This is a genomic window from Knoellia locipacati, from assembly GCF_007992835.1.
Taxonomy (GTDB): Bacteria; Actinomycetota; Actinomycetes; order Actinomycetales; family Dermatophilaceae; genus Knoellia; species Knoellia locipacati.
In genome coordinates this window covers 780,708-795,225 of record NZ_BKBA01000003.1, presented here as the reverse complement: position 1 = coordinate 795,225, position 14,518 = coordinate 780,708, and the positions used below count along the sequence as shown (strand labels likewise).

Here is a 14,518-nt window from a genome sequence, read left to right as displayed (position 1 = left end):
GACCCGGGCGTCGCCTACGGCGCGGCCTAGGGCCTGGGGCCGTCATCCCCGCCGTCCAGGTCCGGTGCCGGCTGCTCCGCCGGTGCGGTGGTGCCGTCCGGTCGCCGCAGCCGACGTCGCGCCTCGTCGATCGTCGCGTCGGCGCCCTTGTCGAGTGCCTTGTCCTTGACCGAGGACAGCGCGTCCTTGCCGACGCCCAGGAGCGTCTCGGAGGTCGTCGTCGTCACCCGCTCGATCACCGACGGCTCGCTCGCCAGCCCGGCCGACGCCGAGGCCACCGCGGCCAGTCCGCCGTCGAGCCCGTTGCCCTTCTCGCCCATGCCACACACCTCTCCGTGGTGCGCGCACCAAGCCCGTGCGTGTCGGGACCTCGGCACGCAGGGGGTGCGGTGAGAGCGACTCTAGGACTGCGGTCCCGGCGCCGATGTGGCTTTGGCGTGATTGGTCAGGGCCAGATGGACATGACCCATTCGGGGTGGTCGACGAACGGGTTGCGGTTGCCCTGCCACTGCGCGTGGATGCGGTCGTTGCGGCGCTTCTCGAACGCGTCCGGCGGGTCACCCGAGCTCCACGCCTTGAGGACGGACAGCTTGCCGATGGAGGGGGCGCTGCCGTTGGCGACCGACTCGTTGGGCTCGAGGTCGGGCCAGCCGTCGCCGCCCTCGTAGCGGACCGCCATGTAGAGGATCATCCGGGCGACGTCGCCCTTGACGGCGTCGCGCGGCTCGAACGAGTCGGCGTCGCGCCAGCAGTCGGAGCACTGGTTGACCGCCGAGCCGCCGTTGTCGAAGTCGAGGTTGCCGCGGTCCGAGTTCACGGTGACGTCCTCGGGGCGCAGGTGGTGCACGTCGGTGCCGGGGCCGTTGGCGGTGCCGAAGTCACCGTGGCTCTTGGCCCAGACGTGCTCGCGGTTCCACTGGTCGACGCCACCACCGTTGTTGGACTTGGCGATCGAGCGACCCGAGTAGATCTCGATGACGTTGTTGGAGTTGGCCGGGTCCTGGTCGGTGTCCTTGAGGGCGTCCCAGACCTGGTCGTAGGTGAGGACCGTCTGCTTGCTGATGATGCCGTGGAGCGCGCTGCGCAGGGCGGTGCCGGACTTGCCGAGGGCGGCGGCGTAGTAGGTGTCGGTGCCGCCCGTCGAGGTGGGGGTCGGCGTGGGGGTGGGGGTCGCGGTGCCGGTCGGCGTGGGCGTCGGCGTCGAGCCCACCGAGGAGATGGCCGTCGGCGACTTGAGGCCGGCGTGGGAGAAGTAGGCGGTGAGCGGACCCGTGGTGTCGATGAGCCGGCCCATGAGCGACGGGTTCGTCCTGAGCCCCCACGCGCTGCGCCACTGCGTCGTCAGCTGGACGTAGAGCATCTTCGTCGTGTCGGTCTGGCTCGCCGTGTCGGCGATGGCGATGGCGAGGTCGCCGGTGAAGCCGCTGCGGTTCACCGTGCTCGTCGCGACCGGCTCGCCGACGACGTAGCCGCGCACGGTCTGCGACGTGCCGTTCTGCGTGGCGATCGCCTGGCTGACGGTGAGCGGCGCGGCGGCCGACGCGGTCCGGGCCGTGGCGGCGCCGAGCGCGATGACGGCGACGAGTGCCGCGAGGAGCAGCGCGGTGAGGGTGGTGGCGCGGACCCGGGTGGCGGGCCGGACGGCGAGGGGCGCGGTCGTGGGCATGACGCACAGCCTGAGGCCGGCATACGGGAGGTGGGGCAAAGCCCGTGTCCGGGTTCGGCAAGGGTTTCGCAAAGGCGTCTCGGCTCGGGGTGGACCCCGAGGCCCCTCGGGGTCGGCCAAGGGGTCGGTCGGGTCCCGTCCCCGATGTGCGCGGGTGCGTCCCGGCGCGAGGGTTGCGGTCATGATCACCATCGACTCACTGACCAGGAAGTACGGCGACCACGTCGCCGTCGACGACGTCTCCTTCACCGCCCGCCCGGGGCGGGTCACCGGCTTCCTCGGTCCCAACGGCGCCGGGAAGTCCACGACGATGCGCGTGATGGTCGGGCTCACCCCGCCCACCAGCGGGTCGGCCACCATCGAGGGCAGGCGCTTCGTCGACCTGCCCAACCCGGGTCTCGAGGTCGGCGTCCTCCTCGACGCCTCGGCCCAGCACGCCGGACGCACCGGCCGCGAGATCCTCACCGTCGCCGCGAGGACGATGGGCCTGCCCGCGTCCCGCGTCGACGAGATGCTCGAGCGGGTGAGCCTCACCCCGACCGAGGCCGGCCGGCGGGTGCGCAACTACTCGCTCGGCATGCGCCAGCGGCTCGGCATCGCCACCGCCCTCATCGGGGACCCCCACGTGCTCATCCTCGACGAGCCCGCCAACGGCCTCGACCCCGCCGGCATCCGGTGGATGCGCGACCTCCTGCGCGGCTACGCCAACGACGGGGGCACCGTCCTGCTGTCCTCGCACCTCCTGCACGAGATTGAGGTCGTCGCCGACGACATCGTCGTCATCGGCAACGGCCGCATCGTCGCCCAGGGGACCAAGGACGAGCTCCTCGCGGCCGCCGGCACCGTCGTCCGCACGCCGGACCGGGTCGAGCTCGCCGACGCCCTCACCCGTGAGGGCGTGGAGTTCACGTCGTCCGACGACGGTGCCCTGCGCACCGTCGCCGATCCCGCACTCGTCGGCCGGATCGCCCGGGCCGCCGGGTGCGCCCTCACCGAGCTCAAGTCCGCGGACGGCGCGGGCCTTGAGGAGATGTTCCTCGAGCTCACCGCCGACACGCAGCGAGAAGGAGCAGCAGCATGACCGCCACGACCGCCCCGACCAGCACGACCGCCACGACCCCGGCCGGGGACCGCACCGCCACCCCGGTCGCTGCACGTCGCCGTCCGGTGCCCGCCGCGATCCCCACGAGCCGGCTGCTCGGGGTCGAGCTGCGCAAGATGTTCGACACCCGGTCCGGGATGTGGCTCATGGCCAGCATCGGCATCCTCGCCGTCCTGGCCACGACCGCAGTGATCCTGTTCGGTCCCGAGGCGGACCAGACCTACGACAACTTCGGTGCCGCCGTCGGCTTCCCGATGGTCATCATCCTCCCGATCATCGCCGCCCTCTCCGTGACGAGCGAGTGGAGCCAGCGGAGCGGTCTCACGACGTTCACGCTCGTGCCGCACCGTGGCCGGGTCATCACGGCCAAGCTCGTCGTGGCGGCCGCGGTCGGTGTCGTCGCCATGGTCTTCGCCCTGGCCGTCGGCGCCGTGGGCAACCTCGTCGGAGCCGCGATCGCCGGCATCGACCCCGTGTGGGACATCTCCGTGAGCCAGGCGCTGACCATCACCCTTGCCACCGTCCTCAACATGCTCATCGGCTTCATGCTCGGCGTCCTCATCCGCAACTCGCCGGGCGCCATCGTGGCCTACTTCGTCTACAACTTCGCCCTGGCGCCGCTGTCCATGGTGCTGGCCGCGAGCCAGTCGTGGTGGCGCGACCTCCAGCCGTGGATGGACTTCAACTTCACCCAGGGCTTCCTCTTCGAGGGCGACCTGACGACCCGTCAGTGGTCCCAGCTGGGAGTCACCGGACTCTTCTGGCTGGTCATCCCGCTCGCGGTCGGGCTGCTCCTCATCCGTCGCTCCGAGGTCAAGTAGCCCCACTGCGGCACGCACCGCGAGCCGGCAGCACCCCCGCAGGGAGGGAGTGCTGCCGGCTCCGCGGCGTCGAGAAGGCCTGTCACAGACACCGGGCGGGCGGCGTCTTCATGGTGAGGGCAGCACCAGCGCCGCCCTCGACGACGACGAGGAGAAGCCATGAGCAGCACCGCCAGGATCCCCAGCGCCGAGGTCGACGGCCTCTTCGGCACCGTGGTCAAGGTGGCCACCCGCCGGATGTTCGGCAAGGTCCCCGAGTCCGTGGGCGTCATGTGGCACCACAAGGACGTGCTCAAGGCGTCGATGGGCTACGGACGCAAGGTGGACTCGTGGGACCGGCTCGACAGGAACCTCGCGACCTACGCCGCGATGGCGGCCGCGGCGTCGATCGGCTGCAGCTTCTGCCTCGACTTCGGCTACTTCATGGCGCACAACCACGGCCTCGACGAGGGCAAGGCGCGGGAGGTGCCGCGGTGGCGCGACTCGTCCATGTTCACGCCGGTCGAGCGGCGGGTCATGGAGTACGCCGAGGCGATGTGCCAGACGCCGGTTGCCGTGACCGACGAGCTCTCTGCCGCGCTGCTCGACGACCTCGGCGCCGCGGGGCTGGTCGAGCTCACCGCCCGGGTCGGCTTCATGAACGCGACCGCCCGCGGCAACATCGCGCTCGGGATCTCCAGCGAGGAGTTCGCCGACGCGTGTGGCCTCGCCCCGCTCGCCGCGCCGAACGGCACGGCAGCCGCCGCGGCCGTAGCCTCGGGCGCATGACCGTCGTCGACGAGTTCACGGCCCACCGGAGCCTGCTCTTCACCGTCGCCTACGAGATGCTCGGCTCGGCCGCCGACGCCGAGGACGTCGTCCAGGAGGCGTGGCTCAAGTGGGACCGGGTCGACCGGGGCGAGGTGCGCGACCCCCGCGCCTACCTCGTCCGTGTCGTGAGCCGGGCCGCCCTCGACCGGCTCCGGACGGTTGCGCGCCGGCGTGAGGACTATGTCGGACCGTGGCTGCCCGAACCGCTCGTCACCGCCCCGGACGTCGCCGAGGACGTCGAGCTGGCGGACAGCCTGTCGATGGCGATGATGCTCGTGCTCGAGACCCTCACGCCGACCGAACGCGCGGTCTTCGTCCTGCGCGAGGTGTTCGCGCTCGACTACGACGAGCTGGCCGAGGCCGTCGGCAAGTCCCCGGACGCGGTGCGCCAGATCGCCCACCGCGCCCGGTCCCACGTCCAGGCGCGGCGCCCCCGTGGTGACGTCACGGCTGGCCAGGCCCGGAGCGCGTTCGAGGCGTTCCAGCAGGCGGTCGTGACGGGTGACCTGCAGGCCCTCGTCGACGTGCTCGCCCCCGACGTCGTCATGCTCGGCGACGGCGGCGGCATCAAGCAGGCGCTCGCGCACCCGGTCGTCGGGGTCGACAAGGTGTCGCGCCTGCTCATCGGCGGGTTCGGCAAGTTCGGCGCGCTCACCTTCACCGGGGTCGACGTCAACGGGCGCCCCGCCCTCATCGTCCACCTCGACGGCGAGGTCGACAGCATCGTCACCGTCGAGGTCGAGGGCGGTCTCATCACCGGGGTCTACGCGGTCCGCAACCCCGACAAGCTCTCGCGGATCGCCGCGGAGACGACCCTGACCCGCTGAACCCGCCGCGTGGAGGATCGCCGGTGTCCTGGCACCGGCGATCCTCCACCCGGGCCGGAGTCAGGCGGTCGGGACGTTGCGCTCGATCTCCGCGAGCCAGGCAGCGGACGAGACGTCGGACGGCATGCGCCAGTCGCCGCGAGGCGACATCGTGCCGCCGGCGACGACCTTGGGTCCGTTGGGCAGCGCGCTGCGCTTGAACTGGTTGGAGAAGTAGCGCCTGACGAAGACCTCCAGCCAGTGCCGGATCGTCTCGAGGTCGTATGCCGGCCGCTCACCCTCGGGGTAGCCCGCCGGCCAGTCGCCGGTCGCCGCGTCGGACCACGCGTGCTGGGCGAGGAAGGCGATCTTGCTGGGCCGGTAGCCGCGACGGAGCACGTGGTAGAGCGTGAAGTCCTGCAGCGCGTAGGGCCCGACCGAGTCCTCGGTGGACTGGATCTTCTCGCCCTCCTTGGTGGGGACGAGCTCGGGGCTGATCTCCTGGTCGAGGATCTCGGTGAGCGTCCCGTTGACCTCTCCCTCGAACTGGCCGGACGAGACGACCCAGCGGATGAGGTGCTGCATGAGCGTCTTGGGCACACCGGTGTTGACGCCGTAGTGGCTCATCTGGTCGCCGACGCCGTAGGTGCACCAGCCGAGTGCGAGCTCGGACAGGTCACCGGTGCCGAGGACGATGCCGCCGCGCTGGTTGGCCGCGCGGAAGAGGTAGTCGGTGCGCAGCCCGGCCTGGACGTTCTCGAAGGTGACGTCGTAGACCTCCTCGCCGTCGCCCGCGGGGTGGCCGAGGTCCTTGAGCATCTGCGTCGCGGCGGGCCGGATGTCGAGGGTCTCGAATGTGATGCCGAGGCTCTCCATGAGGTGGATCGCGTTGGACTTCGTGCCGTCCGAGGTGGCGAACCCCGGCATGGTGAAGCCGATGATGTCGGTGCGCGGGCGGCCGAGCCGGTCCATCGCCTTGGCCGCGACGATGAGGGCGTGGGTGGAGTCGAGGCCACCCGAGACGCCGATGACGATCCTGGGCTGGCCGATGGCGCGCAGCCGCTGCTCGAGCCCGGACACCTGGATGTTGTAGGCCTCGTAGCAGTCCTGTGCCAGCCGGGCCTCGTCGTCGGGGACGAACGGGAAGCGGTCGACCTTGCGACGCAGCCCGATGTCGCCGGTCGGTGGTTCGAGCTCGAACGCGACGACCCGGAACGACTCGCCGCCGGGCTCCCCGATCCCCTCGACCCGGCGGTTGTCGTCGAAGCTGCCCTGCCGCAGGCGCTCCTGGCGCAGCCGGTCGAGGTCGACGTCGACGACCGTGGCCTGCGGCCCGCTGGGGAAGCGCTCGCTCTCGCCGAGCAGGTCGCCCATCTCGTAGACCATCGTCATGCCGTCCCACGACAGGTCGGTCGAGGACTCGCCCTCGCTCGCGGCGGCATACAGGTAGGCCGCGTTGCACCGCGCGCTCGCGGACCGGGCGAGGAGGTGGCGGTCGTCGGCCCGCCCGACGGTGATGGGGGAGGCACTGAGGTTGAGCAGGACGGTCGCTCCGGCGAGGGCCGCGCGCGAGCTCGGCGGGATGGGGACCCAGAAGTCCTCGCAGATCTCGACGTGCACGGTGAGGCCGGGGACGTCGGTCGCCTCGAAGAGGAGGTCGGTGCCGTAGGCGAGGTCGCCGTCCTCGTCGGCGCCGGGCCAGTGCGGACGGTTGATGAGGGTGTCGACCGCGTCGTCGCCGGCGGCGAACCAGCGCTTCTCGTAGAACTCGCGGTAGTTGGGGAGGTACGACTTCGGCGCCACCCCGAGGACCTCGCCGGCGTGGATGACGACGGCGCAGTTGAGCAGCCGGTTGCCGATGAGCAGGGGCGCGCCGACGACGACGACCGGGGTGAGCCCGGCGGTGGCCTTCGCGATCGCCACGACCGCGCGGTCGACCTCGTCGAGCAGGACGTCCTGCATGTGGAGGTCGTCGATGGCGTAGCCGCTCAAGCCCAGCTCGGGGAAGAGGGCGACCGCGACGCCGTCGTCGTGGAGCCTGCGGACCTGCTCGATCGTCGCCTCGGCGTTGCGGGCCGGGTCGGCCATGACGACGGGGAGGGTGCAGGCGGCGACGCGGGCGAACCCGTGCGCGTAGGCGTTGCGGAAGTCCATGCGCCCGAGTCTGTCAGGTGGGCCGCGGTGTCGGGGGTCGGTGGCAGCGTGGACGCCGTGCTGATCCACGCCGACGCCGACGCGTTCTTCGCCTCGGTCGAGCAGCGCGACTTCCCCCACCTGCGCGGGCGCCCGATGGTCGTCGGTCCGCAGGTGGTCGCCTGTGCGAGCTACGAGGCCCGAGCGCTCGGCGTCCATGCCGGTATGCCGTTGCGCCAGGCCGTGCGTCGCTGGCCCGAGCTCGTGGTCGCGGACTTCCGGGGCGAGGTCTACGAAGCCGTGAGCGCCGAGCTGCTGGCGATGTTCCGCGACGTCACCCCGCTCGTCGAGCCCGGGTCGATGGAGGAGGCCTTCCTCGACGTGTCGGCCCTCGACGGTGGGTCGGTCGAGGAGGCCGGCCGGATCGCGGCGGGGCTGCGCGAGCGGGCACGGCGCGAGCTCGGGCTGCCGGTGTCGGCGGGGGTCGCGCGGGCCAAGCTCTTCGCCAAGCTGGCGTCGCGCCGGGCCAAGCCTGACGGGCTCGTCGTCGTCGATGCCGAGACCGAGGCCCGGGTGCGACCCCGGCTGCCGGTGTCCGACCTGTGGGGCGTCGGGCCCGCGACCACGGCCCGGCTGCACGATGCCGGGATCGTCCACGTCGCCGACCTCGTCGGCTGGAGCGTCGACGGGCTCGTCGAGCGCCGCGTCGCCAGGGCGATGGCGCGCAACCTCGTCGCCATCCGCGACGGTGTCGACGACGCGACGATCAGGCTGCCCGGCCCACGCAAGTCGATCTCGTCGACCCGGTCACTGGGGCGCGCCACCCGTCAGCGGTCGGTCGTCGAGGAGGCCCTGCGGGACAACGTCGTGCGCGCCATGGAGCGGCTGGGTGACGACGCGAGGGAGCCGACGCGTCTCGACGTCCACCTCCGCTACGACGACCAGCACGCTGTCATCCAGCCCGGGTCGCTCGACGAGCCGACCCGCGACGTGCCGACCCTCGTCGGTGCGGCGCTCGCGGCACTGGGGCGGACGGCATACGAGGAGGACGGTCGCGGCGTCGCGATGGTGGGGGTCTCCTTCACGTTGCCGACACGAAGGCCGTGATGAAGGCGACCGCGGACTCGAGGTGGTCGGCGCCGTCGAGCGGCTCCTCGTCCATGACCGCCCGCAGCGTGAGCTCGGTGAGGCCCGCCACGACCCCGACGGACTCCGGGCCGGTGAGGGCGCGCAGCTCGGGGTGGTGCACGCGGGCGTCGTCGACGAGCCGGCGCAGGTAGGCCGCGTGCCCGTCCATGAGTGAGCGGCGGGCCCGCAGGCCGAGGTCCCCGAGCCCGTGCGACTCGAGGATGTGGGCGCGGGCGAGCTCGGGGTTGTCGGCGAGGAAGCCGAGGTAGGCCGCGACCCCGACCCGGATCTGCTGCTCGATGGGGGCGGCCGGGTCGGTGACGACGTCGGCGATGGCACCGATGAGCTGCTCGGCCCGGGCGGCGTAGAGCGCGAGGAACGCCTCGTCCTTGGTGGAGAAGTGCTCGTAGAACGTGCGCTTGCTCGTGCCCGCGATCCGGGCGACGTCGGCCACGGTCGTGCGGGCCAGGCCCTGCTCGACGATGGCCGCGCCGAGGGCGTCGAGCAGACGAGTGGCAGCCGGTGCGGTCATGGTGGTACGGTATCGTACCGAAGATGGTACGGCAACGTACCACCGCCCGAATGCCCCCTCGTCCACCACCGTGGAGATGACATGACCGCAGTCCGCATCGCCCTCACCGAGCTCCGTCGGCTCACCGACTCGACCTTCGCCAAGGTCGCGCTGGTGGCGATGGTGCTCGTCCCGTCGCTGTATGCCGGGCTCTACCTCTATGCCAACAAGGACCCCTACGCACACCTCGACGGCCTTCCCGCGGCCGTCGTCGTGCAGGACCGTGGCACCACCCTCGCCGACGGCCAGCGGCTCCAGGTCGGTGACGAGGTGGCCTCGACGCTGGTGAAGGCTCACGACCTCGACTGGCACGAGGTGGACGCGGCGAAGGCCGCCGACGGGCTGCGCGAGGGCGACTACGCGTTCGTGCTCGTCGTGCCCGAGACGTTCTCGGCCGACCTCGCGTCGAGCGCCGACTTCACCCCGCGCCGGGCCATGCTCGAGATCGACACGAACGACTCGACGAACTACCTCGCCGGCACCATCGGGGACCGCGTGGTCGAGCAGGTGCAGGACTCGGTCGCCGCCCAGGTGAGCCGGACCGCGGCGGGCCAACTGCTCGGCGGGCTCTCGACGATCCACGCGCAGCTCGGTGAGGCCGCCACCGGAGCCGGACAGCTCGCCACCGGCGCCTCCGACGCGCACGCCGGCTCGACCCGCCTGCGCACCGGGAGCGCCCAGCTCGCCGCCGGCCAGAAGGACCTCGCCGCGGGCACCGCGCAGCTGTCGTCCGGCGCCCACGAGCTGAGCTCCGGTCTCGCGACCCTCGACTCCCGCACCGACGCCCTGCCCGCCCAGACGGCGAAGCTCGCCGCTGGCGCCCGCCAGGTCGCCGACGGCAACGCCGAGGTCGCCGCCGCCGGGCGGCGCGCCGCTGCAGCCGGCTCGCGCCTCACGAGCGGCCTCGACGCTCTCGACAAGGAGCTCCCGGCGCGGCTCGCGGCGGCCGGGCTCACCGATGAGCAGGTGTCGGCGGTGCTCGCCGAGACCTCGCAGCTGCGTGCGCCCATCACCGAGGCGAATGGCACGCTCCAGTCGACCTCGAACGACCTCGACCGGCTCTCGACCGGTGCCGACCAGGTGGCCGACGGCGCCGAGCAGCTCGCCACCGCGTCGGTCGGTCTCGAGTCGGCGATCGACAAGGCGGCCGCGGGCAGCGCGAGCCTGGCGAAGGGCGCGGACCGTCTCGACTCAGGGCAGCGCAAGGCCCTCGCCGGCGCCGAGCAGCTCTCCTCGGGGGCGACGGCTCTCGACTCCGGCCTGGCCAAGATCGACACCGGTGCCGCGACGCTCGGGACCTCGCTCGCCGATGGGGCGGCCAAGGTGCCCAACCCCACGGCAGCCCAGCGCAAGGCCGTCGCCCAGACGATCGGCGCCCCGGTCGGCATCAGCTCGGACTCGCTGGCGAAGGCAGGGTCCTACGGCGCCGGGCTCGCACCGTTCTTCCTCGCGCTCGCACTCTGGATCGGCGGGTTCACGCTCTTCACCCGGGCCCGCCCGCTCGTCGAGGAGGCCATCACCAGCCGCTGGGCCGTGCTGCCCGTCGCCCTCGGTGGCTGGCTGGCGCCGGTCGTCATCGGCTTCGCCCAGGCCCTCCTCACGTGGGCGGTGGTGAGGTTCGCCGTGGGCATCGACATGGCCCACCCGTGGCAGATGCTCGGCTTCATGCTGCTCGTGTCGATGACCTTCATGGCGATCATCCACGGGCTCATGGCCCGGCTCGGCGACTCCGGCCAGTTCCTCGCGCTCATCCTCATGGTGGTCCAGCTCGTGAGCGCCGGCGGCACCTTCCCGTGGCAGACCCTCCCCGGTCCGCTCCAGGCACTGCACCACGTCCTGCCGATGTCGTATGCCGTCGACGGCCTGCGCGCGCTGGCCTACGGCGGACCCGGGCTCCACCTGGGGCTCGACGTCGCGGTGCTGCTGGCGTGGGGTGCGGGTGCGCTCGTGCTCTCCACCGCGGCCGCCCACCGCGTCCACCGGGCCCGGCGGCAGGCGTTCGTCACGGGCGCCGGGGGCGTGGGCGCCGAGCCGGTGCCCGCGTGATGCGACGCCGGATACGGGTCGTCCTCGCCGCCGCCCTCGTCGGCCTCACGACGCTCGGTTTGCTCGGCGGGTGCTCGCTCCTGCCCGGTCGCGATGGTGACGCGGCTGCGGGAGGTGGGCACGCGGCATACGAGATGTCGGTCGACTGCCCGGACGCCCCGGCGGAGCAACGGATCGAGCCGACCGTCGCGCAGCTCAACTCCGTTGTCGCACAGGCGGACCTGCCCTACTGGCAGGCAGGTGACATCGGCGCGAGCGCGCGGCTCACCGACGGGCGGCTCGTCTGGATCTTCGGTGACACGCTGCGCCGCACCGGTATCGCTCCCGGGATGGTCGCGAACTCGATGCTCGTGTCGTCGGGGCTCTGCGTCAGCCAGCTCATGGCCACCGCGCGCGGGCCGATCATCCCCGACGTCGAGCCGGGGGTCGTCCGCTGGCCGATGTCGGTGAGCGTCGTGCGCGAGGGCGACGAGGACGTCATCGTCGTCTTCACCGGTCGCATCCGGCGTGGCAGCGGGACCGACGTGTGGGGGTTCAGCTACCTCGGCTCGGACGCGGTGACGTTCCGGGTCCGCGGCGGGCAGGCGCCCCAGCTCGACGAGATCCTGCCGCTCACGGCCGACGACGAGAGCGCGCACCAGGTGAACTGGGGCTCGGCGTCGATGGTGTCCGACGGCCACATCTACGTCTACGGCACGGAGCTGCCCAGGGGCGCGGCGTTCGGCCGGTCGCTGCGGGTCGGCCGTGGCTCGCTCGGCGACCCCGAGGACCGGCGGCAGTGGGAGTTCTGGGACGGCACCCGCTGGCAGTCCGACCCCGACCGAGCGGTGCCGGTGATCCCCGCCGAAGGAGGTGTCTCGCAGACGCTGTCGGTCGACCGGGTCGACGGGAGCTATGTCGCCGTGTCCAAGAAGGACGGCGACCTCGGGTCCACCGTCGCCACGTGGACGTCGTCGTCACCGGTCGGGCCGTGGACGGTGAGTGCCGCCCTCGATGCGCCGTTCCTCACGGGCCGGGACGAGTTCGCCTACGCGCCGCTGGCGCACCCCGAGATCTCGCTGGCGAGCGGCACCCTGCTCGTCTCGATCTCACGCAACACGACCGACCTCGCCCGGCTGCGGCAGGACCCGACGATCGGCCGCCCGAGGTTCGCCGAGATCCCGCGCCCCTGAGGGCGGCGGCACCCGTCAGGGCGTCAGCAGAATCTTGCCGGTCGCCCGGCGCTCGTCGATGTCGCGCAGCGCGACGGCCACCTCGTCGAGCGAGCGCACCGTGCCGATGACGGGGTCGAGCCGGCCGTCCTCGAGCAGCGGCACGAGCTCGTCCCACTGGCGGCGCACGAAGCCCGGACCACCGGCCCCGGTCCAGTAGGCACCCCACCCGACACCGACGACGTCGACGTTGTTGAGCAGGAGCCGGTTGACCTTGACCTCGGGGATGGCGCCGGCGGTGAAGCCGATGACGAGCATCCGCCCCAGAGGTGCGAGCGAGCGCAGGGAGTCGGTGAAGCGGTCGCCACCCACCGGGTCGACGACGACGTCCACGCCGTGTCCGGAGGTGAGGTCGGCGACCGAGTCCTTGAACCCCTCGGCCAGCACCACCTCGTCGGCCCCGGCCGACCGCGCGACGGCCGCCTTCGCGGAGTCGGACACCACGGCATACACGGTCGCCCCCCACGCCTTCGCGAGCTGGATCGCGGCCGTGCCGATCCCGCCGGCGGCACCGTGGACGAGGACCTTCTCGCCCTCGGCCAGCCGGCCGCGCGTGCGGAGGGCGAAGTGACAGGTGAGGTAGTTCATCGGCAGCGCCGCGCCCTGGTCGAACGTCACGCCGTCGGGCAGCGGGAAGACCATCGCTGGGTCGCACACGACCTGCTCCGCGAACCCGCCGAGGAACGGGAACGCCGCCACCCGGTCACCCTCCTCGAGGCCGCTGCCGGCGGGCGCCTGCCGCACGAAGCCGGCCACCTCGGCGCCGGGCACGAAGGGCGTCGGAGGCTTGATCTGGTACTCGCCACGGGTGAGCAGCACGTCGGGGAACGACACCCCGGCCGCGGCCACGTCGATGAGGACCTCGCCCGCCGTCGGTTCGAGGTCCGGGACGTCGACCACCTCGATGGCGTCGGGTCCGTCGAGTCGGGTCACGAGGGCTGCACGCATGCTCCCGATCCTAGGAGGCAGGGTCCGTGACCCCCGGGAGGGAATGTCCCGGGCGCCTCGTGCCTTGTCCTTGTGTGCCCGAGCCTCGCCATGCCCTCCTTGCCACGATCGCCCTCGTCGTCGGCGGCTTCGCCATCGGGACGACCGAGTTCGTGACGATGGGCCTGCTGCCCGACGTCGCGCAGGGTGTGTCGGTGTCGATCCCGACCGCGGGGCACGCCATCTCCGCCTACGCGGCCGGTGTCGTGGTCGGCGCCCCGCTGCTCGCGATGCTCGGGGCCACGTGGCCGCGCAAGGCGCTGCTCGTCGGGCTCACCGTCGCGTTCGTCGTCGGCAACGTGGGGACGGCGCTCGCGCCCGACTACTCGTGGCTGCTCGTGGCCCGCTTCGTCGCCGGTATGCCGCACGGCGCCTTCTTCGGCGTGGCCGCCCTCGTCGCCGTCGACATGGCGGCCCGCGGCCAGCACGGCCGCGCGGTGAGCCGCGTCATGCTCGGCATCCCGATCGCCAACGTCGCCGGGGTGCCCGGGGCGACCTGGCTGGGCCAGCACTACGGCTGGCGCTCCGCGTACTGGCTCGTCGCCGTGCTCGGGGTGCTCACCATCGGGCTGCTCCTCGCCTACGTCCCGCACATCGAGCGCAACCTCGAGAGCACGATCAAGCGCGAGCTGCGCGGGTTCGCCACGACCCAGGTCGCGCTCACGCTCGCCGTCGGCGCGATCGGCTTCGGCGGCATGTTCGCCATGGCGAGCTACATCGCGCCGACCGTCACCGACGTCACCGGGCTCGACGCGAGCGCGGTCCCGATCTTCCTGCTCGCCTCCGGCATCGGTGGCCTCGTCGGCACCCCGCTCGCCGGCCGCCTCGGCGAGTGGTCGGTGCTGCGGTCGATCACCATCGGGTGCGTGGGCATGGGCGTGAACCTCGTCGCGTTCGCCCTCACCGCGCAGTGGTGGGCACCGGCGATCTTCTTCTATTTCCTGTCGTCGGTGCTCGCCGGGATCCTCGTCGTCAACCTCCAGCTTCGCCTCATGCAGGTCGCCGGTGAGGCCCAGACGCTCGCCGCCGCGAGCAACCACGCGGCCCTCAACACGGCCAACGCGCTCGGCGCCTGGCTCGGTGGCCTCGTCATCGCGGGCGGCTACGGCTACACCGCCCCGAGCTGGGTGGGTGCCGGCCTGTCGGTCCTCGGCGCAGGCGTCCTCGGCCTCAGCCTGCTCAAGCACCGCTCGGACACCCGGCCCGCCCCGGTGCGCGCTGCCTGACCGGGCCTAGT

13 protein-coding genes are annotated in these 14,518 nt (G+C 72.3%); 8 read left to right on the top strand and 5 right to left on the bottom strand.

Annotation, left to right across the window (positions count from 1 at the left end; all coding sequences use genetic code 11):
- Positions 1-26 precede the first annotated feature (26 nt).
- Positions 27-320: a hypothetical protein gene (locus tag KLO01_RS05295; protein ID WP_147062778.1), complete on the bottom strand. Its 294-nt coding sequence runs from the start codon at positions 318-320 to the stop codon at positions 27-29.
- A gap of 125 nt (positions 321-445) precedes the next feature.
- The gene (locus KLO01_RS05290; protein WP_147062775.1) at positions 446-1,666 is read right to left on the bottom strand and encodes an endonuclease; all 1,221 of its coding nucleotides are present in this window, start codon (positions 1,664-1,666) and stop codon (positions 446-448) included.
- Positions 1,667-1,847: 181 nt separating this feature from the next.
- Between KLO01_RS05290 and KLO01_RS05285 the strand changes: the two genes are divergently transcribed.
- The 4 genes from KLO01_RS05285 (at position 1,848) to KLO01_RS05270 (ending at position 5,226) form a co-directional block, all read left to right on the top strand.
- The gene (locus KLO01_RS05285; RefSeq protein ID WP_147062774.1) at positions 1,848-2,747 is read left to right on the top strand and encodes an ABC transporter ATP-binding protein; all 900 of its coding nucleotides are present in this window, start codon (positions 1,848-1,850) and stop codon (positions 2,745-2,747) included.
- On the top strand, positions 2,744-3,589 hold the full coding sequence (locus KLO01_RS05280) for an ABC transporter permease (protein WP_147062772.1): 846 nt from the start codon (positions 2,744-2,746) through the stop codon (positions 3,587-3,589). The genes KLO01_RS05285 and KLO01_RS05280 overlap by 4 nt, the downstream gene beginning before the upstream one ends.
- A 159-nt stretch (positions 3,590-3,748) precedes the next feature.
- Positions 3,749-4,357 (top strand): carboxymuconolactone decarboxylase family protein, encoded by a 609-nt coding sequence (locus KLO01_RS05275; protein ID WP_147062770.1) that lies wholly within the window; start codon positions 3,749-3,751, stop codon positions 4,355-4,357.
- Entirely contained in the window at positions 4,354-5,226 is an 873-nt protein-coding gene (locus tag KLO01_RS05270; protein ID WP_147062768.1) for an RNA polymerase sigma-70 factor, read from the top strand. Before KLO01_RS05275 ends, KLO01_RS05270 begins: the two co-directional genes overlap by 4 nt.
- Positions 5,227-5,286: 60 nt before the next feature.
- Here KLO01_RS05270 and KLO01_RS05265 read toward each other — a convergent pair whose 3' ends face one another.
- The gene (locus KLO01_RS05265; protein ID WP_147062766.1) at positions 5,287-7,359 is read right to left on the bottom strand and encodes an NAD(+) synthase; all 2,073 of its coding nucleotides are present in this window, start codon (positions 7,357-7,359) and stop codon (positions 5,287-5,289) included.
- Positions 7,360-7,416: 57 nt separating this feature from the next.
- Between KLO01_RS05265 and KLO01_RS05260 the strand changes: the two genes are divergently transcribed.
- Positions 7,417-8,445, top strand: a complete 1,029-nt coding sequence (locus KLO01_RS05260) for a Y-family DNA polymerase (protein WP_246136061.1) — start codon at positions 7,417-7,419, stop codon at positions 8,443-8,445.
- Here KLO01_RS05260 and KLO01_RS05255 read toward each other — a convergent pair.
- Positions 8,420-8,998 carry a TetR/AcrR family transcriptional regulator gene (locus tag KLO01_RS05255; protein ID WP_147062763.1) on the bottom strand — a complete coding sequence of 193 codons (579 nt, stop codon included), beginning with the start codon at positions 8,996-8,998 and terminating at the stop codon, positions 8,420-8,422. The two genes, KLO01_RS05260 and KLO01_RS05255, sit on opposite strands and share 26 nt — an antisense overlap.
- Before the next feature lie 81 nt (positions 8,999-9,079).
- Between KLO01_RS05255 and KLO01_RS05250 the strand changes: the two genes are divergently transcribed.
- Together KLO01_RS05250 and KLO01_RS05245 are read left to right on the top strand one after the other, a co-directional pair.
- Entirely contained in the window at positions 9,080-11,083 is a 2,004-nt protein-coding gene (locus tag KLO01_RS05250) for a YhgE/Pip family protein (protein WP_147062761.1), read from the top strand.
- Positions 11,083-12,255, top strand: coding sequence for a DUF5005 domain-containing protein (locus KLO01_RS05245; protein ID WP_246136080.1), 1,173 nt, complete (start codon positions 11,083-11,085; stop codon positions 12,253-12,255). The genes KLO01_RS05250 and KLO01_RS05245 overlap by 1 nt, the downstream gene beginning before the upstream one ends.
- 15 nt (positions 12,256-12,270) lie before the next feature.
- Here the strand turns inward: KLO01_RS05245 and KLO01_RS05240 are convergent, their stop codons facing one another.
- On the bottom strand, positions 12,271-13,242 hold the full coding sequence (locus KLO01_RS05240) for an NADPH:quinone oxidoreductase family protein (protein ID WP_147062757.1): 972 nt from the start codon (positions 13,240-13,242) through the stop codon (positions 12,271-12,273).
- 74 nt (positions 13,243-13,316) lie between these two features.
- Between KLO01_RS05240 and KLO01_RS05235 the strand changes: the two genes are divergently transcribed.
- Positions 13,317-14,507, top strand: coding sequence for an MFS transporter (locus KLO01_RS05235; protein ID WP_147062755.1), 1,191 nt, complete (start codon positions 13,317-13,319; stop codon positions 14,505-14,507).
- The last annotated feature ends 11 nt before the right edge of the window (positions 14,508-14,518 follow it).